A 19,970-nucleotide genomic window follows, 5' to 3' on the forward strand; every position below is an offset into this window, starting at 1 on the left:
CCATTTCCTCCCATTATCATTGGCCTTTTGAGATATGGGGACTTGTCAGCGAATTCAAACACCGCGGCTTTCCCGCCGCGGCGTTTTTTATGACGAAGATTGCCCCTTCATCAGTCATCACGCCTGTTGGATGACCGTGGCGCAAAACCCGAAGGTCACCCCGGGCGAGCGGCGCGAGACCCGGGGCCTACTCATCCCCAAAGCTTCGCTATGGCGCTCCCCGCGCTATGGAAGCTAGAAAGCCGTCAAGTCCTTCCAAGCAGTCGGAGCTTGCGGGTTCTGCCCCCACGCCCTTCCATCCATTCTTCTCTGCAAATGAGTAGGCCCCGGATCTTCGCTGCGCTGCGTCCGGGGTGACCGTTGCGTGAGCTTCGGCGAACTAACGACACTGAGCGAGAGTCGGGATGACCGGGCGACAGGTTTGGCATCAATCAAAACCCCGGCTCTCGGCCGGGGTTTCAATCCATGTCGGAAAAGATGCCTGCTGCGGTCAGGCAGCCCGGCGGCGCAGGGCGCGGCGGGCGGAACGGCGATGTCCAATGGCGGACAGGTCCACCGCACCGGCAGCTTCCAAACAGCCGGTCATCTGGGCCGTGGTACCTTCCACCAGATCGATGGCAAGGAACCGGTGCCAGTCGACCGGACCAGGCATGGTGACGTTTTCCAGCTGGCCGACACCGAAGCCGAAGCGCTCGTAGTAAGGCAGGTCGCCAACCAGAATGACCGCACCATGGCCGGAGACGGCGGCCTGGTTCAGCGCATGGCGCATCAGGCGCGCGCCAACCTTCTGGCTGCGGCAGGATTCTTCCACGGCGAGCGGGCCCAGCAGCAGGGCACGGTTGCCCAGAGCGTCGGTGACATGCCATAGGCGCAGGGTGCCAACCAGGTTGCCTTCGTCATCGAGAGCCGTGAAGGCAAAGGCCGGAACACGGCCTTCGCGCAAACGCTCTGAGGTCTTCAAAAAGCGGTCCGGGCCGAACGAACGGTCGAGCAGATCCTCCCGTGCCCCGATGTGGGCCGGTGTTTCATCAACAATGTCGATCATGGCGTGAGCCTTCAGATGACGTAGGAGGCGAGCGGTGCGAAGCCGTTGAAGCCAACCGTAGAATAAGTGGTGGTGTAGGCGCCGCAGGCTTCGATCAGGATCTTGTCGCCAATGGACAGGCTGACCGGAAGTTCATAGGGCGTCTTTTCATACATCACATCGACGCTGTCGCAGGTCGGACCGGCGAGAACGCAAGGGGCGGTCGCATCCCCGTCCCGCGGTGTGCGGATCGGGTAGCGGATGGCCTCATCCATGGTTTCCGCCAGGCCGTGGAACTTGCCGATGTCCAGATAGACCCATCGGACCGTGTCTTCCGCGGACTTGCGGGAAATGAGCACGACTTCCGCTTCAATCAGACCGGCATTGCCGACCATGCCGCGGCCCGGCTCGATGATTGTTGCGGGCAGACGGTTGCCGAAATGCTTGACCAGTGCCGCGAAGATCGCCTCGCCGTAGCTCGGCACACCAGGCACATCCTTCAAATACCGGGTGGGGAAGCCCCCACCCATGTTGACCATCTTCAGCTCTATGCCCCGGAAGGCCATTTCCTTGAAGACATCTGCCGCCATGGCGAGAGCGAAATCCCATGCACCAAGATTGGCTTGCTGGGAGCCGACGTGGAAGGAGACTCCGTAGGCTGCAAGCCCGTTGCGGTGGGCGTGCTCGAGGACATCGGGAGCCATTGCCGGGTCGCATCCGAACTTGCGGGAGAGCGGCCATTCTGCGCCTGCACCGTCACAGAGGACGCGGCAGAGGACGCGGGCCCCTGGAGCCGCACGGGCAATTTTTTCGACTTCTTCGAGACTGTCCACGGCGAAGAGCCGGACACCGAGTTCGTAGGCGCGCGCAATGTCCCGCTCCTTCTTGATCGTGTTGCCATAGGAAATCCTGGACGCATCCGCACCAGTGGCCAGAACCATTCCGATCTCGCCCACAGAGGCGCAATCGAAGGACGAGCCGAGGCCTTCCAGAAGGCTCAGGATCGCCGGATCCGGGTTCGCCTTGACGGCGTAATAGACGGACGTGTCCGGCAGTGCCTTGACAAAGGCGCTGTAATTGTCACGGACGATGTCCAGGTCCACCACGACGCAAGGGCCATCCCCTTGCCGCTGGCGGAGAAAATCGCGGATGCGTTCGCTCATCGGGTACTCCCGTCAGTTCAACTTCACGTCGCAGGTAGCCAGATGTAAGACCGCGCGATCCCCCGAGGTGGAACCGGGAAGGCAAGGCCGTTCATATGGCGACGGTTGGGCGAAGGACCTGCTCGATGAGCAGCGACCGGACGCTTACCCGCGTGTGATGCCGTTGATTGGATCGGAAGACCGAACCGCACGTCTGGCAATGATGTAATAAGTGCCTCAAAAGTGACCCCGGAGGTTGGAACCCCGGCAGAGACTAAAAGGCCCTCTTACGTCGTTGCTTTAAGCCGTCCGGTTTGCTGAGCCATCTCTTGATAGATCATCAGCGGCCCCGTCAGAAGTGCTGCACTTCTACGTGGACGACCACGGGCACGTGCGAATTTGGGCAACCCGTAAATGCGCTTATTTGCCCCTCGATTCAAGAGGAAATTTTGGGGTATGCGCATTTTTCTGGGACACCGCAGAACCCATGGTTCTTATAGGGCTTTTCAAGGGTACCAGCCGTGCCTGACCCCAGCTGAGCGGTGCCCGGCTGGGATGGGGAATGCTGGTCCCGCACAGCTTGCGGGCTGGCTGAGCCTGCCGCCCGCCAGCTTGGATCAGGCGGCTTTCTGCATCCGTTTCATGATCAGCTTGAACACTTCGACGGGCGGATACGGATACTCGATGAAGTCATTCACGCCAGCCTGCAACAGCGCATCCTTTTGCGCTGCGGACAGTTTCGGCGGCGCGAGCAGCACGGTTACACCGCCCCAGTTCTGCGGCGCCTCTGTGGTGACATAATTGAGATAGTAGTGAACGATCTTGCTGTAGACGAGGAACACAATATCACTTTCACGGACGGAAAATGCCTTCCGCGCGAGCTGCGCCTCCGGAACAATCGTCACGGCACATCCCAGTTCGTTGAGCGCCGCGCTGATCGGCTGTACGGCCGCATGGTTTCCAGTCACGAACTGCACCCGCAGCGGCCCTTGCATCTTTTGCTGCTTCTGGAACAATTCATAAATCTGCTCGAGCTTTTGCTGGGTACGCTGCTTGATGCGGGCGATCTGGCCAAGGCTCGCTTCCACAGTGGCAATCAAGAGATCATAATCGACAGGCTTGGTCAGATAGTCATCGACGCCCAACCTCTTGCCTTCGATCAGATTTTCCCGCGTCGCCTTCGCGGTCAGGAAGATAAACGGCACCTCACTGAGTTTGGGCAGATGATCCCGGACATGCCTCAACAAGGCAGGACCATCCATAACCGGCATCATCACATCGCTCAGGATCAGTTCCGGTTTGTGCTTTTCCAGAAGCGTAACGGCAGAACTTCCGTTCTCCGCTGTCAAAACCTTGTAACCAGCCTCCTCAAGCTCCTCCTTAAGATCTTCCAGGAGCATGGTTTCATCTTCGACACACAGAATTGTTGCCTTCTCACTCATGCCACGGCCGCCGGGTTAACCCGCCTCCCTCATTGACTGCACGTCCTCCCGCCGGGTCGGGCGCTTGATCTTCCTGCCCCGAACCGGAATGAACAAAGTCACGTTCGTCCCTGCACCGACCTCGCTGGTGATCTCGACCCGCCCATGATGCTTGCGGACAATCAGATCCGCCATGTTCAGACCAATGCCGGTTCCCGCAATACCGCTGGAAGTGGACGCCCTGTAGTAACGGTTGAAAATTTTCGGAATCTCCTCTTTCGGGATCCCAACCCCCTCATCCCGGACGGAGAGAACCGCATAGTCTCCTGACCGTCCGCCACGAACATAGATATCCGGACGACCGGGAGAATATTTCACGGCGTTGGACAGGATATTCGAGATACTCTGCTCAACAAGCCTGCGGTCAATCTCCACGACTTCCGGAAGCCCTTCCAGATCCAGGTGGATCGTGTGCTTTCTGGAAACGCTCTGCTGACGCTCGCAAACGTCCATTACCAGCTCACAGAACGATACCGGCTCAACCTGAACCTCGACGCCGATGGACTGGGCCTGAGAGAAGTTCAAGAAGCGGTTGATGAGATATTGCATCCGGTCCACAGCGTCCCGGATCCGGTCAATGCGTTCCATCAGCGCCTCGGGCTCGATGCCGTCCGCCTTGCGTTTCAACCTCTGAGCATTGCTGTCGATTATGGCCAATGGCGTGCGGAACTCGTGCGAGGCCATCGAAACGAATTCCCGCTGCATTTCCGTCAGCTCTTTTTCCTGGGTCAGCAGCCGCACCAGTTCGTCGGTGTGCTTCTGCAGGACAGCCTGCTGCTCCTTGTAGCTGGTGACATCCGTGTAGACGGAAATCATCCCGCCATCATTGCTCCGGCTGCGCGACACCTTGTACCATTTGCCGTCCGGAAAGCAGCGCTCGGTCCACATCTCCTCATCGGAGAGCATTCCGCCGACATCCCGCTTAGGCTCGTCTGGAAAAACCGTGCGGATCAACTCGTGGACTGTCGCCTTTTCCCCGATCAGCCGGTCCACCTCCGGAAAGATCTGCCGCATCCGGTCATTCGCCAGAATGATCTGGCCATCCGGACTGGCCAGGCCCAGTCCATCCGAGATGACGTTAAATGCATTGAACAGAAGATCTCGTTTGGCTTCGAACTCGGAAGTTTTCTCGCTCAACGCGCTTTCCAGCTGACGGTGCGCCTCCTGAAGCTTCTTCTCCTGCATACGCTCATACGTCACATCTGTATAAACCGTGACGAAGCCGCCCTGATCAACGGGCGTTCTCTGAACCCGCAAAAGCTGACCACCTGGCCGCTCTCGGACAAAGTCCTGGGCAACCCCTCTGCGAAGAGCCTTGATCCTCTCCTGAACCTGAGCTTCCGGGTCACCGGGCCCATAGTCGCCACGGTTCGCGTTGAACCGGAAAAGGTCTTCCAGACTGACCGTTTCGTTCAAGAGACTATCCGGCAAATCAAGCAGCCGCTGCGCGGTCCGGTTGATCATCACCAGATTGAGATCGCGGTCAGCCAGCGAAATCCCGTGATGAATGGAACCGGCAATCAGCTCGATGACTTCAAGTGGATCACAGTTTCGGCGGAAAAGGAGCAAGGAAAACCTCCCCAATGTCTACAACCAAACGAATACATGGAAAATAGAAACAAACTATAAATGCATAGATAAAATACCAATAGGAAAAATGTTTAGAATTTTAGATATGCTAAAGGAATATTTTTAAATGCGCTGATTCAAGATGCGCATAATAAAGCAAGTTAGTGAAGTTAACTTCACTAACTCTAGGTTATAAATTCAGCTAAAGGGGCTTACTGCAAAAGCCAAGAGGCTAGCTGCCGCCCCTGCTGAAGACCTCACAAGCCCCCTCCTGGCGCGCCCTGCCCTAGGATGTGGACCCATAAATTTGAAGGTAATGGCGCGTCAACTGGCACCGAAAGGCAAGGCGGCCCGGCAGCCAATCGTTTTAATTCGTTAATCTTTTTCCCTACCAGCTCCGGCGCGCGCCGCTTGACCGGGATGGGGCCGAAGGGTTTATACCTTTGCCAGCAGTCTGAAGCCTATCGAAGAGGTTCAGATTCACGGAACGTCACAGATTCAAATCGTGAACATATCGGAATCAAAACCCCTCGATTCTGGCAGCCGCCAAAAACCGAGGGGTTTGTAATCAATCTGAAGGGGCGCTTGCGCGCCCCTTGTCACCCGTGCCTTGTAATCTTGTTGCCGTCAGTTGCCGTCAGGCCCGTTGCCGTCAGGCCCGTTGCCGGGTTCCTGACCCCAGAGCCGGGGCATCCAGCCATGGCCATCCCTGCCGCCCTGCTCCATACCGTGGCGCCCGCCGCGGTCTCCATCGCGCTTGCCCTCCGGCCCCCGTCCGTCATGACGTTTGCCATGGCGGAAGTCGGCCTTGGTGACGACGCCATCGCCGTTACGGTCCATATCCTCGACGAGATCCGCCATCGGACCGGCCATTTCCTCCTGGGTCAGACCCAGGTCACCATTCGCATCAAACCGTTGGAACATGCGGACCGTATGGGGCTTGGTCACTTCCAGCCAGATGGCCGGGAAGTCCTGAAGGGAGAAGCCGCCAGAGCCGTCCGTATCGGCAAGAGCAAAGATCTTCGCCCGGCCAGCCTCGAACTCTTCCCGGCTGACCTTGCCATCCTGATCTTTATCAAACTGGGCGATAAGGGCAAACATGCCGCCGCCCATCTGCTCCATTCCCATACCTTGACCGGAGCCCATACCGTGACCAGGACCCATGCCTTGCCCCATACCGGGCATCATGCCCTCGCGGTCCGCACGGCCCTTGCCATCCTTGCCACCGTCGCGCTTGCCCTTGCCGGGCTCTCCACGCGGTGCTGGCGCCAGAACACCATCGCCGTCCCGGTCGAGGCGGCTAAACATCCGGTCGGTGGCGCGATCGAACTCTTCCGTAGTGACCGTGCCGTCACCATCCCGGTCGAGGCGCTGGAACACGCGGACCTGCATCGGCTTGGACTCCGCCAGAACCGCTTCGGAGAACTCGTCAAGGGTCACCGAGCCGTTGCCATCCTTGTCACCAGCCTTGAAACGGGCCTCGATCACGGCGTTGACTTCGTCCTGCGTAATGACGCCGTCGCTGTTCTGGTCGAATTTCTCAAACATGCGGGCAAATCCCTTGCCATGGCCTGGGCCCTTTCCGCCCATATGCCAGCCCATGGGGCCTTTGCCCTGCATCTGCGCCCCACCGGCCCAATCGCCGCCCCCCTGGGCGAAGGCGGTGACTGCGGAGCCGGCGACGCCAGCGGCCAGTGCCGCAATTGCAATTGTCCTGAACGGTTTCATTGATATGAACTCCTAGTGGTTCGTCTTGACACTCCTAACCTAGGAACCGTTTGTCGCAGAAATACCCTCGGATAGAGGCGCAAGTGTACCGGTCTGTCCCGCTGACAGACGGCGCCACAAATTGATACAACTTCAAAAAGAAACAGGCGTTCTCAGATCTTATCTGAACATCTAAGCAGACAATGACAGAAAACCGGAGAGACAGGTGACCGATCCCAGCCCCCACATCCTGGTCGTAGATGACCACCGGGACATCCGCGAGACCCTCGCCCGCTATCTGATCAAGAACGGGTTCCGGGCCAGCACGGCGGAAAGCGCCGCCCATGCGCGCAAGTCCCTGAAGGCTGCCGCCGTCGATCTTGTGGTCCTGGACATCATGATGCCCGGCGAAGACGGGCTGTCCCTTTGCCGGCACCTGGTCGGCAACGAAAGCATGCCCGTTATCCTTCTGACTGCCATGGCTGAGGACACGGACCGGGTAATCGGTCTGGAGATCGGCGCGGATGATTACGTCACCAAACCCTTCAATCCGCGCGAACTCCTCGCCCGCATCCGCGCCGTGCTGCGCCGGGTCAACCAGGTCCCCAAGGAGCGGGATCCGGTCAGTCAGGAGACCATGAGCTTTGACGGCTGGCAGCTGAATGTACCGCGCCGGGAGCTGTACAATCCGCAAGGCGAGCCTGTTGCCCTCTCTAGCGGCGAATTCCAGCTCCTTTGCGCGTTCCTGAAGCGCCCGAAGATGGTCCTGACCCGCGACCAGCTGCTGGATCTCACCAGTGGACGCATGCCGAATGTCTTTGACCGCTCCATCGACAATCAGGTCTCGCGCCTGCGCCGCAAGATTGAAGAAGACGTCAAGGATCCGAAGCTTATAAAGACGGTCTGGGGCGGCGGCTATATGTTTACTGCCTCGGTTCAGGACAGCGCAGCATCATGATCAAACGCTGGTTCAGCGCCCTTTTGCCGTCCACCCTGGGCGGCCAGCTGATTGCCCTCCTGGTTCTGGCAGTTGTCTCCGCCCAGGCGATCAGTCTCTGGGCATTCCATGACGAGCGCCGGGGCGCCTTGATGGAGGTGGCGCGGGACAACGTGCTCGCCCGGTCGATCTCGCTGACCAAACTCATTGAGGACACGCCGGACTCGCTTCACCCGCGCATCCTGGAAGCCTCTTCCAGCCGCAGCGCCGCCTTCTGGATCGGCGCCTCTCCCGTTGTCTCGGAACCGGCTACCAAGAAGACCGAACTGCAGCTTCAAAACTATGTGGCGTCCCAATTCGTGCCCGCAAGAGAGGTCCGGATCGACCTCGACATCACCCGCAAGGGCCCCAGCCTTGCCCGCCGCCTGACCGGGGCGGACGGTCCGCCGGAGCCGCGCCAAAGGCTCCTGGACGGACTCAGCGAGAACCAGCGCCAGGCTCTGCGCGAAAAACGGATCGCCGCCTGGGAGAAAAAGCATCCCGGCGATAAATCAAGACCCCAGATAGATCTCACCCTGTCCATCAGGCTGGAGGACGGCTCCTGGTTTAACATGGCGACGGATTACCGGCCTGTTCCGCCCAGCCTGACACCCCTGCTGGTTCAGATGGCGCTGAGCATTCTGGCCATCATTTTGATTGTTGCCCTTGCCATGCGCCGGATTTCCAGACCCTTGCGCGAACTGGCAAGATCCGCCGAACGGTTTGGCCGTGGTGAGGACGTGCCGCCGCTGCCGGTGGACGGCCCCAGCGAGGTGCGGGCGCTGACCGGTGCTTTCAACGAGATGCGCGACCGGCTGACCCGCTTTGTCACCGACAGAACCCGCATGCTCGCCGCCATCAGCCATGATCTGAGAACCCCGATCACCTCTCTGCGTTTGAGGGCCGAGTTCATTGAGGATGACGAAAACCGGGAAAAAATCATCGAGACGCTGGAGGAAATGGCGCAAATGACCGAGGCGACCCTGTCTTTCGCCCGGGACGAAGCCACCCGCGAGGAAACCAGCCGCGCGGATCTGAAGGATCTGCTGGAGAGCCTTGTCCGGGACCAGAGCGAACTTGGGCATGACGTCTCCATGACAGGGAACAGCGCAGCCGTCTTCGCGGTTTGCCGGCCCATGGCGCTGAAACGGGCGCTGCGCAACATCATTGAAAACGGCATCCGCTATGGCGGTTCCGTCAGCATTGACCTGAAGGCCACGACGGCTGATGCGCTGATCCGCATCCGTGACAAGGGGCCCGGCATTCCGGAAGAGAGGATGAAGGACGTGTTCGAGCCCTTCGTCCGGCTGGAGGAATCGCGCAGCGAGCAGACCGGCGGAATCGGCCTTGGCCTCGCCATCGCCCGCTCGATCATCCACGCCCACGGCGGCACGATCAGCCTGAAGAATCACTCCGAAGGTGGTCTGGAGGCCGAAATCCGGCTGCCGGTGGAATGATCTTCCGTCTCAACCTGCCTTATACTGGGCATCGCTGACCGGCTCCAGCCATTCGGCGGCAGATCCGCCTTCCTTTTCCTGCAGGGCCAGATGGATCATCACGCTGTCGGCCCGCGCCCCATGCCAGTGCTTGACGTGGGGCGGGATCCAGACCGTGTCACCGGGCAGAATGTCCAGCCGCTCCTGCCCCTCCACCTGCACATAACCGGCACCGGTCAGCACCTGCAGCGTTTGGCCGTAGGGATGCGTGTGCCAGTTGGTCCGCGCGCCCGGCTCAAAAATCACTTTTGCTGCAGAGATCCGCGCAGGCCCCGGCGCATCAATGACCGGCTCCAGCCAGACCGTCCCGGTAAAATAGTCCGGATTTGCCCGCTGCGCAGGCCGGGACCCGGCCTTGTAGATCGTCAAATAGCTCATGGCACAGTCTCCGGTGTTGAAGAAGGAAACGGCGGTTAGACTGTCACCTTTCGACAATAATCACCAGCAGGATGGCTGTCTGAACGCAGGAGAAAATTTGAGGGAACGAATGCCATCGTTCAAATAAAAGTTGCAGACCGGAGCTGCAAAACGACTATGTTCGGAAGTGCAAAAGCAGAAGACAACTGACCTTGGATAGCAGCAATGAAAGCCGGATTTTTTCTAGCAAAAGCCTTTCTGCTGCTTCCCTTTTTCAACGCAGTTTGTGCTCAAGAGATCACGCGAACGTCGCCCTCAGAAATTCAGCAGGCCCGATCTGAATGTGAAACTCAACTCTCGCAAACGTGCCTCAAAATGCCGGTCTTGGACAAAGCAGCACTCGTTGATCGAGGCACACGCTCTTCTCAAAGTCTAAAGCAGGCAGCGATGCGGATCGCCGCGAATGAGAAAAGGCAATCGACAGAGCGGAAAGACAGCAGCGGCCTCAGTGTCGATCAGCTGCTCGCAATGGGAGACTGGGAAGCCGCCGAAAAACGCGCAAGTGAGTCCTACGGTAATGTCATCGTTGAATTTGGAACTCCACGAGGCTCCTTCATCAAACTTATGATCGCTGCCCAGTTGAAGCGCGGCGAGGTTGACCAGGCTCTCAAAGCGGCGGGCAGCCTAAGTCCCTCCTGGAATGAACGTACTCAAGCCTACCTCATGATTGTCAGGCACCTCGGTGCCAACGAATCTTACTCGGAGCTCCTCACGATCCCTGACATGCTTCAGAAACCAGACGAAAAAGCAGAGGTGCTGACCGGGATTGTCGAAGTCCTCGTTGCCAAAGGAGAGTTGGAAACAGCGCAAGAAGTGATCGCTTCGATAAGAAACCTTAGCCAAACCTCGCCCTATCTGAGTTCTCTTGCAAATCGCTCAATCGTCTCCCTCGCCCAGGGTTATTTCGAGCAGGGTGATCACATGGCTGCCAGCAACGTCCTACTGGATAGCCATTTCCTTGAGAGCCTTTCCGTCTCTTCCCCTGACACATTCTCCGCTGCGGCACGCTTGCTCCTCGCGCTCGGCGAGATACGAACCGTAAGAGAACTAGCCCTGAATGCGAGCAACGCAACGATTAGAGCTGAACATGTTTCAGACAACGATAGAAGTCAGAGGCTCTCTCTCGCAGCTCGGTTTCTTGTCCGGGCGGGTCTTGAGGCAAAAGGCAACGAGGTTTTTGATGACGCACAGTCGCTCATTCGGTCCGGAGAGCCGGGCGGCAAAGAGGCGTTTCTCGAATACCACGTGAATAGGATTCTGGCACAGCCTCAGAATACGTCCTCCAGTGACGTTGAAGCCATCAATCAATTCCTGCGCAAGGAAAAGATCCTAGAACCTGCACTTTTCAAGAAAGTTCAGCCCCTATTGGATTCGGGGCATCTCCAATGAAGGGGACATGCGGCATACAGGTGCTGACCTTTGCGGGGAATAGACTTGCCCGTCAGGAGCGGAGCAATTTTCACGCTCCTTTAGATTGATGACAGGCCTGTCAGTTCGTCATCAACTCTGTCCTCAGGAGCGTGAGAAACGGGGTTCCGGCTTCTTTTCCGGTTGTCATCCCCTGGCTTGGCGGGAGGACCCATGCCGTTCCGCCTCCTCAAAGAACGGCCTTTCTGCTCTGAAAGGTTACGGCATGGCTGCCATGGTCAAGCCATGGCAGGACGAAGAAGGAGCGGTTTTTCCTTATCACGGACGCAGCGGGACGGAGATCCGGGACCGGTTAGCCGAGGTGCTTCGATCGATACCCATCTGAAGCGATAACTTTCGGGCTCTCCGGTCCCGGATCTCCGCTGCGCTTGCCCGGGAAGACGATGGAGGGTTTCATACCTTTATCACCAGACTGGGGCCAGTGTTTCCACCGGCCCCAGGCTCTTTGCATCTTGCTCTTCGCGTCTTACTCTTCGTGTCTGGGAGGATCAGAAGAAGCCGAGTTTGTTCGGGTTGTAGCTCATCAGGATGTTCTTGGTCTGCTGGTAGTGGTCCAGCATCATCTTGTGAGTCTCGCGGCCGATGCCGGACTGCTTGTAGCCGCCGAAGGCCGCATGGGCCGGATAGGCATGGTAGTTGTTGACCCACACGCGGCCCGCCTGGATTTCACGGCCGAAACGGTAGCAGGTGTTGGCATCGCGCGACCACACGCCGGCACCAAGGCCGTACATAGTGTCATTGGCGATCTGCAGCGCTTCCGCCTCGTCCTTGAAGGTGGTCACGGAGACGACCGGGCCGAAGATCTCTTCCTGGAAGACACGCATCTTGTTGTGGCCCTTCAGGATGGTCGGCTGGACGTAGAACCCGTTTGCCAGATCCCCGTCGAACAGGGCGGCATCCCCACCAACCAGAACTTCCGCGCCTTCTTCGCGGCCGATGTTCAGGTAGCTCAGGATCTTGTCCTGCTGCTGGCGGGAGGCCTGGGCGCCGACCATGGTTTCCATGTCGCGCGGGTCGCCCTGCTTGATCGCCTTGACCCGGGCGATCGCCCGCTCGATGAAGGCATCGTAGATGTCTTCCTGGATCAGCGCGCGGCTCGGGCAGGTGCAGACTTCGCCCTGGTTGAAGGCGAAGAGAACGAAGCCTTCGACGGCCTTGTCGAGGAAAGCGTCATCCTTGGCCATCACGTCGCTGAAGAAGATGTTCGGGCTCTTGCCGCCCAGCTCCAGCGTGACCGGGATCAGGTTTTCCGTCGCATATTGCATGATCATGCGGCCGGTGGCCGTGGAGCCGGTGAAGGCGATCTTGGCAATGCGCGGGCTCTTGGCCAGCGGTGCGCCGACTTCTGCGCCATAGCCATTGATGATGTTCAGCACACCGGCCGGCAGCAGATCGCCGATCAGCTCGGCCAGAACCATGATGGCAGCCGGGGTCTGTTCCGCAGGCTTCAGCACAACGCAGTTACCGGCAGCCAGGGCCGGTGCCAGCTTCCACGCAGCCATCAGCAGCGGGAAGTTCCAGGGAATGATCTGGCCGACAACGCCCAGCGGCTCGTGGAAGTGATAGGCGATGGTGTCGCCATCAATCTCGCTCATCGTGCCTTCCTGGGCCCGCAGCACACCCGCATAGTAGCGGAAATGGTCGGACGACAGCGGCACGTCGGCAGCAGTGGTTTCGCGGATCGGCTTGCCGTTGTCCCAGGTCTCGCAACGGGCCAGGAGATCGAGATTGGCGTCGATCACATCGGCGATCTTCAGGAGAATGTTGGAGCGCTCGGCTGCGGACGTGCGGCCCCAGGCATCCTTTGCGGCATGGGCTGCATCCAGCGCCAGCTCAACATCGGCTGCATCCGACCGGGCCACTTCGCAGATCTTTGCGCCGGTGATCGGCGTGATATTGTCAAAATAGACGCCATTGACTGGCGCGACGAACTTGCCGCCGATGAAGTTGTCATAGCGGGTCTTGAACGGCGACGTGTATTCGCGCGCAATCTGGGTCATTTGGTTCATGATAGTCCTCCTCTGAAGTTCCGGCCTCCACCAGATCTTCAGAGGCTGCTTGAAACGGCGGCCCGCGTCATCCCGCCCTCAAGCATCCGTCAGGGGCACCTGTCCCAGAAGCGAGACAGGTCCGACCGGATTTCAGTGCATGCCCAGCCGTTTCATCCGCCGGTAGAGGGTTGCCCGCCCGACGCCGAGGGTGCGGGCTGCTTCGGAGACATTGCCGCCTGCCCGCGCCAGCGCCCGGTTGACCGCCGCCCGCTCCGCCTTGTCGAAGCCGCCAGCCGCCTCGTCCCGCCCGAAGAGATCTGAGGCGGGCACCGGTGTCACCGGGCCGGAGGGTGCCAGCCGGAAGGTCTTGCGTGCGCCACGCGTTGCCCCAAGCAGAATGTCGTCCTGATCGACCGCCAGCAGCATGGCCGCTTCACTGTCGTCGGTGCTGGCGGCGATGATCCGGGCCCTGGGAAACGCTGCCCGGAACGTGTCCGCCTCGATCTGCCGGGCGGTCTGCGTCACCATGGCGGCAATCAGCTGGTTGAAGGCGACAGTCTGGTCGGCGCGTGCGGAAGAGACATCCAATGCTCCGATCAGCTCGCCCTCCGCGCCGAAGATCGGCGCGTCCATGCAGCTCATGCCAGTGTTGCGGGCGTGGAAATGCTCGTCGCGGTGAATGACGACCCGGCGGCTTTCCGCAATGCAGGTGCCGATGCCGTTGGTGCCTTCCGAGGCTTCGGACCAATTGGCGCCGGGCGCAAGGCCCCAGGCTTCAAACGCTGCCGCGTCGCCGCCGGCCATGCGCGCATCCAGCACCACACCTTCCGCATCGCTCAAAAGCACGCCGCAGCCGGCGCTGCCGACAAGCAGAAACAGGGCATCCAGCTTCGGCGCTGCCACGCGCAGCATGGCGTCCATCCGCTCGCGGCGCTGCGCCAGAACCGCATCCGTGATCCGCTCCAGCCGGCGGCTCTGGGCAGGGTCCAGGCCGTGGTGATCCAGCGACCGGCGCCAGGATGCCGCAAGACGCGATTGCGCGGCAGCACTCGGGTGGCTGGCGACTTCCACCACCCGGTCCACATGACGAGATTTCATAGCCAAACCGATATCCTCCCGGAGAGCCTCCCAGTCTCCAATGCCATGCTATCGGACTTGCCGGCTTACGGAAAGACCGGGGTAACCGGACATGGCGGTGTAGGCCTCCAAGAGCGTTTAGAGCCTGCCGCCCATCTTTCGAGACGCAGCTTCGCTGCTCCTCATGATGAGGTATCATGTTGAAAACGTGCAGGAAAATGGGACCAAACACTCTCCCTCATGCTAAGGAGCCCGGCGAATGCCGGACGTCTCGAAGGGAAGGATGGGCCGCTTGCTGAAGCCCCGTTTGATCCAGGGAGGTGAAGGTCCAACGTTCCGTTGCTCATATGCGATGCACTGCTTTGCGAGCCAGGCGGCAGCGTGCCGAACCGCCCGTGTATCGGGATCTGGCATTGAACCGGACACAGCCCTCTCGAAAGAGAAGCCGCCGCACTGCCGCTTTCTCACCCGCCATGCAGGCTGCGGCTGTCCTCGGGGGCCTCGTCGCGCTCGGTCATGCCATAGTCGCGGATGACGCCTGCGACCCGCAGGCGGTAGTCCTTGAAGAAGACGTTGCGCCCCGCCGTCTGCGCCTTGCGGTGGGCCATCACCTTCCGCCACTCCGCCAGCGCCGCCTCGTCCCGGAACACGGAGAGCGAGAGCAGCTTGTCCGGATTGGTCAGGCTCTGAAAGCGCTCGACGGAGATGAACCCGTCGATCCCCTCCAGCACCGGCTTCAGGTTTGCTGCCATCTCCAGATAGGCCGCCTTGTGCTCCGCATGGGGCATCACTTCAAAGATCACCGCAATCATGGGGTTTCCTTTTTCTCTACCACGACATGCGGCTCGCTACGCGTTGAAAGTTCTGCATAGACAGATCAAAGAATTCGCTATCTGATTTCGCAAAACCTGACTGTAGTATAGAGTTCCTGATTGGTTCAGCCTGAATCTCATTAACAAGTCGATCTTTAATCGACGAATTCCATCCTATGCGCCCAACCGGCATCCATACCCAACTATTGTAAGGTTGACCTTTGAGCGCTTCTTGCATTTCGTTTTTACTCTCGTGCTCAACGTGCGCCAGAGAACCGAGTAGCTCAAGACGCCCAAAGAGCAACTCAAAGTCGGAAACTAACCCTATAAAGTTTCGGCTCCATTCACTGAAAATAGCCAGTAGGTGATCATTAAGCGGGGTCTTGCGCCTATCAAGTCCCTCAATGTGTCGCCATATGTCCGTCCCAGAGCCTTTCCAAGCAGAAAGGAAAACAGCTTCGACCGCCCGTACCGGCTCTCGGTATTCACGATGAACAATTGTATCAAAAACCTGATGCAACGTACTCCATCGTCCAGCTCGCAATAGTCCCAGAGCATAGCCAGTAAAGACAAGAACCGCCGGATATGATCTCAGATTAACAAAAGTGGTAAGACCACTACCGACCTTCTCCGCATGCGCATAGAGGCCACAAACAACGTCCTGAACCAGCGACAATTCAGCGTCATTTCCCCACCTGCCAAGCACCCCTGCCATACTCGCGAGTCCTTCAGTTACCGATTCATACTTGCTGACTCGTTCCCGGAATATCAACGGATCCCACTTATCCGGCAACGTAAACTCCGAGGAATCGAGCTTTTCGAACAGGCGGTTAGTTTCTTCAGTGAACAGCTCGTCGAGCTGAATTCGATGCTCCTGCCTTGCTAGAAAACGCTTGGCGCTGTTGACCAATAGTTCAATGCTGAGCGGGTTCTGCCTCTGGCTTTGCTCAAGAGTCTCGACGCGCTGCTTCAGCGAAGAAAAAAAGCTATCTGCGTCGGTAATAGGCAGGATTCGAGCCCGACGATGGTCGACAAGCTCTTTTGCTCCATCGCCTAGATTGCCTCGTGCCGCCCAAAACATGGAATATCGACGGTTCGGCGCTCGCAGAAACGCTGCGCGCAACGCATGATCCCATTCACCAGACCAACCACATAGGATTAGCCCGTGTTCATCAAGAATGCGGTCGAGGAGCGCATCATATAGTTCTGGATAACCACTTAACTCTGACTCAGTATTTAGAATACGTGCATCCTTATAGTCCCCATGCAACTTCAAAATATAACAAGCGCTATGCGTAATAGGTTCTGCACCAGCAAGCGCGTCGACAGAAGAAACCACAGTGGGCTCTACACCACGTTCGCGCAGCGCGTTTTCCATAAGTCTGTCAAAATTGGTCGTAAGGATCACACGAATGTATCCCCCCCGCACCAGATCCGCGATTGCGTTGTGAGCCAACGTTGGGACTTTTCGTCCTTCCTTCCGATCCTCCTCGGTCGGTTCGATATAACTATGAAGGATCGAGCGGCGCTCTTCCGGCGAGGTCGCCAGCTCCTCAAGTAGGCTAGAGTAACTCGGCGTCTCGCCCGTCTTGCCTTTAAACCAAGCAGCCCAGTCGGTCTGCTCCTCGACACCCTGCGCTATTGCCACGCGCCTCACTAGATCTAGCGTAATTTCCCAACCCGTTGGGATGTCGGCAGCGCGAGAGAGTCCAGAACCGACAAGCAACGCATATACGCCCTTGTTCTCGTACATAGAGAAGGCGAGTTGTGTTAGATGATCTCCTAATAACAACGACATGAAATATCTCCAAAAATTCAAAAGCTAAATTTAACATAACCTTGTCGCTGACCCAGAAATAAATATCGTTTGACTATTGGTACTCGATTTGGCGCATTCGAGACAGAATTTGCAAACTCTGATGCACATCGCAAGAAAACAATCCTACATCGTCACTCAAACCATGCATAGCGGCGACCAGGAGCCGCTGCCCAGCAAGCACTCGCTTTCTTTTAACTGAAGATTAAAACCTAACGGCTCACCGGTCCCGGATCTCTGGCGTACGCCTTCGTCCGGGAAGACGATGCAGATGGCCCGCCTGCGCAAAAGGGTCGGCAGCCCTCTCCTCCGTCATTGCAGCACTTGATGCTGCAATCCCTGCCGAGACCTTTCCAAACGGAGAAGCCCTGGTTCAGGAGAGGGAACGGCATGGCTGCCATGGTCAAGACATGGCAGGACGGCGTGGGGAGAGGTTGGTGGGTCTCTCGACGGGATCAGGGATGCTTTCCTCGCAATCCCGAGCAGGACGGCTGGCTCCCATCTCCCCCCTTGCGGGGGAGATGTCTCCGTCAGGAGACAGAGGGGGGGGGGGGGTAGCGGCCTCCGGGAGCACCGCAGGCTGGATGAGTGTGCCGAAGCATTACCCCCCTCTGTCAGCTAAAGCTGACATCTCCCCCGCAAGGGGGGAGACAGGTGTATGCCGAACCGGTGTCGTGCCAACAAGATCTCTGCTCCCGGCACAAGGCCGGGACAGTATTGCGGCGGCTAGATCTCAACCTGCGGTCTTCGCCTTGAATTCAATCCGGCGGCGGTGCAGCACCGGTTCGGTGTAGCCGTTGGGCTGCGCGGTGCCTTTGAAGACCAGGTCGCAGGCGGCCTGGAAGCCGATGGAGGCGTCGAAGTCTGCCGCCATCGGGCGGTAGGCCGGGTCGCCTTCGTTCTGCTTGTCCACCAGAGCGGCCATACGCTTCATGGTTTCCATCACTTGCGCTTGCGTGCAGACCCCGTGGCGCAGCCAGTTGGCGATGTGCTGGGAGGAAATGCGCAAGGTGGCGCGGTCTTCCATCAGGCCGACATTGTTGATGTCCGGCACCTTGGAGCATCCGACGCCCTGCTCCACCCAGCGGACGACATAGCCGAGGATGCCTTGCGCATTGTTGTCCAGCTCCGCCTGGATATCTTCCGCAGACCAGTTCGGCCGGGTGGCGACCGGAATGGACAGGATATCGTCCAGCTTCGCGGGTGTACGGGTCTTCAATTCGCCCTGGCGCTTGGCCACATTGACCTTGTGGTAGTGCAGCGCATGAAGGGTGGCTGCGGTCGGGGACGGAACCCAGGCCGTGTTCGCACCGGCCTGCGGGTGGCCGATCTTCTGCTCCAGCATGGCCTGCATCAGGTCGGGCATGGCCCACATGCCCTTGCCGATCTGGGCGTGGCCCGGCAGGCCGCAGGCGAGACCCACGTCGACGTTGTTGTTCTCATAGGCGCCGATCCAGCTGGCGGCCTTCATGTCGCCCTTGCGGATCATCGGGCCTGCTTCCATGGAGGTGTGCATCTCGTCGCCGGTGCGGTCCAGGAAGCCGGTGTTGATGAAGAACACCCGGTCCTTGGCAGCGCGGATGCACTCCTTCAGGTTCACCGTGGTACGGCGTTCCTCATCCATGATGCCCATCTTGAGGGTGTTGCGGGCCATGCCAAGGGCATCCTCGATCCGGTCGAACAGCTCGGAGGCAAAGGCGACTTCTTCCGGGCCGTGCATCTTCGGCTTGACGATATAGACCGATCCGGCGCGGGAATTCAGATGTCTGCCGTTCGGGCCAACGTCATGCAGACCGATCAGGGCGGTGATCATGCCGTCGAGAATGCCTTCGGGCACTTCGTTACCGTCCTGGTCCAGCACCGCGTCGATGGTCATCAGATGGCCGACGTTACGCACGAGCAGCAGCGAGCGGCCATGGAGCGTCAGGGCAGAACCGTCCGGCGCGGTGTAGACCCGGTCGCCGTTCATGCGGCGGGTCATGGTCTTGCCGCCCTTCTCGAAGGTCTCTTCCAGATCGCCCTTCAAAAGACCCAGCCAGTTGGAATAGACCACCACCTTGTCATCCGCATCGACGGCGGCAACGGAGTCCTCGCAGTCCATGATGGTGGACATGGCCGATTCCAGAACCACGTCGGCGATATGCGCCTTGTCGGTCTTGCCGATCGGGTGGCTGGCGTCGATCAGGATATCGAGGTGCAGGCCGTTCTTGGACAGGAGAACGGAGGCCGGAATTGCCGCGTCGCCGGTGTAGCCCGCGAACTGGGAAGCCTCCCCCAGAACCGTGGAGCCGGAACCAGTGGCGAGCGTCAGAACGCCGCCCTCAATGCTCAAGCCGGTAACATCCGACCAGGAGCCGCTGGCGAGCGGGGCTGCCTCATCCAGAACCTTGCGCGCATAGGCGATGACCTCCGCGCCGCGGGCCGGGTCAAAGCCGCCGCCAGCCGGCTTGGTGCCCATGGCGTCGGTGCCATAGAGCGCATCGTAAAGCGAACCCCAGCGGGCATTGGCGGCATTCAGCGCGTAACGGGCGTTCATGACCGGCACGACCAGCTGGGCGCCGGCGACCTGGCCGATTTCCGGATCGACATTCTCAGTCCCGACCGTGAAGTCTTCGCCTTCCGGCACCAGATAGCCGATCTCGGTCAGAAAGGCCTTGTAGGCACCAAGGTCCGGAGCCCCCGGCTGGGCCTGATGCCAGGCATCGATCTTGGATTGCAGCTCATCGCGCTTGGCCAGAAGGGCGCGGTTCTTCGGTGCCAGATCATGCACGATCTTCGACAGCTCTTGCCAGAACCGATCCTTATCCACGCCTGTGCCCGGCAAGGCCTGATCATTGACGAAGTCATAGAGGTTGCTGGCAACCTTCAGGCCAAAGGCGTCGATACGGCTGGTCATGAGTATCTCCTGTAGCGGCGGCCGCATAAAGCAAGCGGCCCGGAATCAAGCAGCGGAAAGCGGGCACGGCAGCGGCCGGACCAGCTTCCTCAATCTGCCCCTGTTTTGGGTCTGCAGCCGGTCAAGGTCAATCTGTGT

General features: G+C 59.1%; 14 protein-coding genes. 3 read left to right on the plus strand and 11 right to left on the minus strand.

Annotation, left to right across the window (positions count from 1 at the left end; all coding sequences use genetic code 11):
- Positions 1-490: 490 nt before the first annotated feature.
- The 5 genes from IG616_RS20800 to IG616_RS20820 form a co-directional block, all read right to left on the minus strand.
- Positions 491-1,045 (minus strand): GNAT family N-acetyltransferase, encoded by a 555-nt coding sequence (locus tag IG616_RS20800; RefSeq protein WP_192150511.1) that lies wholly within the window; start codon positions 1,043-1,045, stop codon positions 491-493.
- An 11-nt stretch (positions 1,046-1,056) separates the two neighbouring features.
- A complete protein-coding gene (locus IG616_RS20805) occupies positions 1,057-2,187 on the minus strand; it encodes a type III PLP-dependent enzyme (RefSeq protein ID WP_192150513.1) in 1,131 nt (376 codons plus the stop codon).
- A 596-nt stretch (positions 2,188-2,783) separates the two neighbouring features.
- Positions 2,784-3,608 carry a response regulator transcription factor gene (locus IG616_RS20810; RefSeq protein WP_192150515.1) on the minus strand — a complete coding sequence of 275 codons (825 nt, stop codon included), beginning with the start codon at positions 3,606-3,608 and terminating at the stop codon, positions 2,784-2,786.
- A gap of 15 nt (positions 3,609-3,623) precedes the next feature.
- On the minus strand, positions 3,624-5,216 hold the full coding sequence (locus tag IG616_RS20815; RefSeq protein ID WP_192150517.1) for a sensor histidine kinase: 1,593 nt from the start codon (positions 5,214-5,216) through the stop codon (positions 3,624-3,626).
- Between the two features lie 627 nt (positions 5,217-5,843).
- Positions 5,844-6,944, minus strand: a complete 1,101-nt coding sequence (locus IG616_RS20820; RefSeq protein WP_192150519.1) for an EF-hand domain-containing protein — start codon at positions 6,942-6,944, stop codon at positions 5,844-5,846.
- 205 nt (positions 6,945-7,149) lie between these two features.
- Between IG616_RS20820 and IG616_RS20825 the strand changes: the two genes are divergently transcribed.
- On the plus strand, positions 7,150-7,881 hold the full coding sequence (locus IG616_RS20825) for a response regulator (RefSeq protein ID WP_192150521.1): 732 nt from the start codon (positions 7,150-7,152) through the stop codon (positions 7,879-7,881).
- A complete protein-coding gene (locus IG616_RS20830) occupies positions 7,878-9,356 on the plus strand; it encodes an ATP-binding protein (RefSeq protein ID WP_192150523.1) in 1,479 nt (492 codons plus the stop codon). The genes IG616_RS20825 and IG616_RS20830 overlap by 4 nt, the downstream gene beginning before the upstream one ends.
- A gap of 9 nt (positions 9,357-9,365) precedes the next feature.
- On the opposite strand, the gene IG616_RS20835 is transcribed toward IG616_RS20830, so the two are convergent.
- Positions 9,366-9,773 carry a (R)-mandelonitrile lyase gene (locus tag IG616_RS20835; RefSeq protein WP_192150524.1) on the minus strand — a complete coding sequence of 136 codons (408 nt, stop codon included), beginning with the start codon at positions 9,771-9,773 and terminating at the stop codon, positions 9,366-9,368.
- 204 nt (positions 9,774-9,977) lie between these two features.
- Here IG616_RS20835 and IG616_RS20840 point away from each other — a divergent pair, with 204 nt between their 5' ends.
- Positions 9,978-11,201, plus strand: coding sequence for a hypothetical protein (locus IG616_RS20840; protein ID WP_192150526.1), 1,224 nt, complete (start codon positions 9,978-9,980; stop codon positions 11,199-11,201).
- Between the two features lie 527 nt (positions 11,202-11,728).
- Here IG616_RS20840 and adh read toward each other — a convergent pair.
- The 5 genes from adh to IG616_RS20865 form a co-directional block, all read right to left on the minus strand.
- Positions 11,729-13,240 (minus strand): aldehyde dehydrogenase, encoded by a 1,512-nt coding sequence (gene adh, locus IG616_RS20845; RefSeq protein ID WP_425504205.1) that lies wholly within the window; start codon positions 13,238-13,240, stop codon positions 11,729-11,731.
- Between the two features lie 141 nt (positions 13,241-13,381).
- Positions 13,382-14,329 (minus strand): GAF domain-containing protein, encoded by a 948-nt coding sequence (locus tag IG616_RS20850; RefSeq protein ID WP_192150568.1) that lies wholly within the window; start codon positions 14,327-14,329, stop codon positions 13,382-13,384.
- A 443-nt stretch (positions 14,330-14,772) separates the two neighbouring features.
- Entirely contained in the window at positions 14,773-15,120 is a 348-nt protein-coding gene (locus IG616_RS20855) for an antibiotic biosynthesis monooxygenase family protein (RefSeq protein WP_192150530.1), read from the minus strand.
- A 16-nt stretch (positions 15,121-15,136) separates the two neighbouring features.
- The gene (locus tag IG616_RS20860; protein WP_192150532.1) at positions 15,137-16,918 is read right to left on the minus strand and encodes an SIR2 family protein; all 1,782 of its coding nucleotides are present in this window, start codon (positions 16,916-16,918) and stop codon (positions 15,137-15,139) included.
- 751 nt (positions 16,919-17,669) lie between these two features.
- Entirely contained in the window at positions 17,670-19,832 is a 2,163-nt protein-coding gene (locus IG616_RS20865) for a malate synthase G (RefSeq protein WP_192150534.1), read from the minus strand.
- Between the last annotated feature and the right edge of the window lie 138 nt (positions 19,833-19,970).

It is taken from the genome of Roseibium litorale, from assembly GCF_014842915.1.
GTDB classification, from domain to species: domain Bacteria; phylum Pseudomonadota; class Alphaproteobacteria; order Rhizobiales; family Stappiaceae; genus Roseibium; species Roseibium litorale.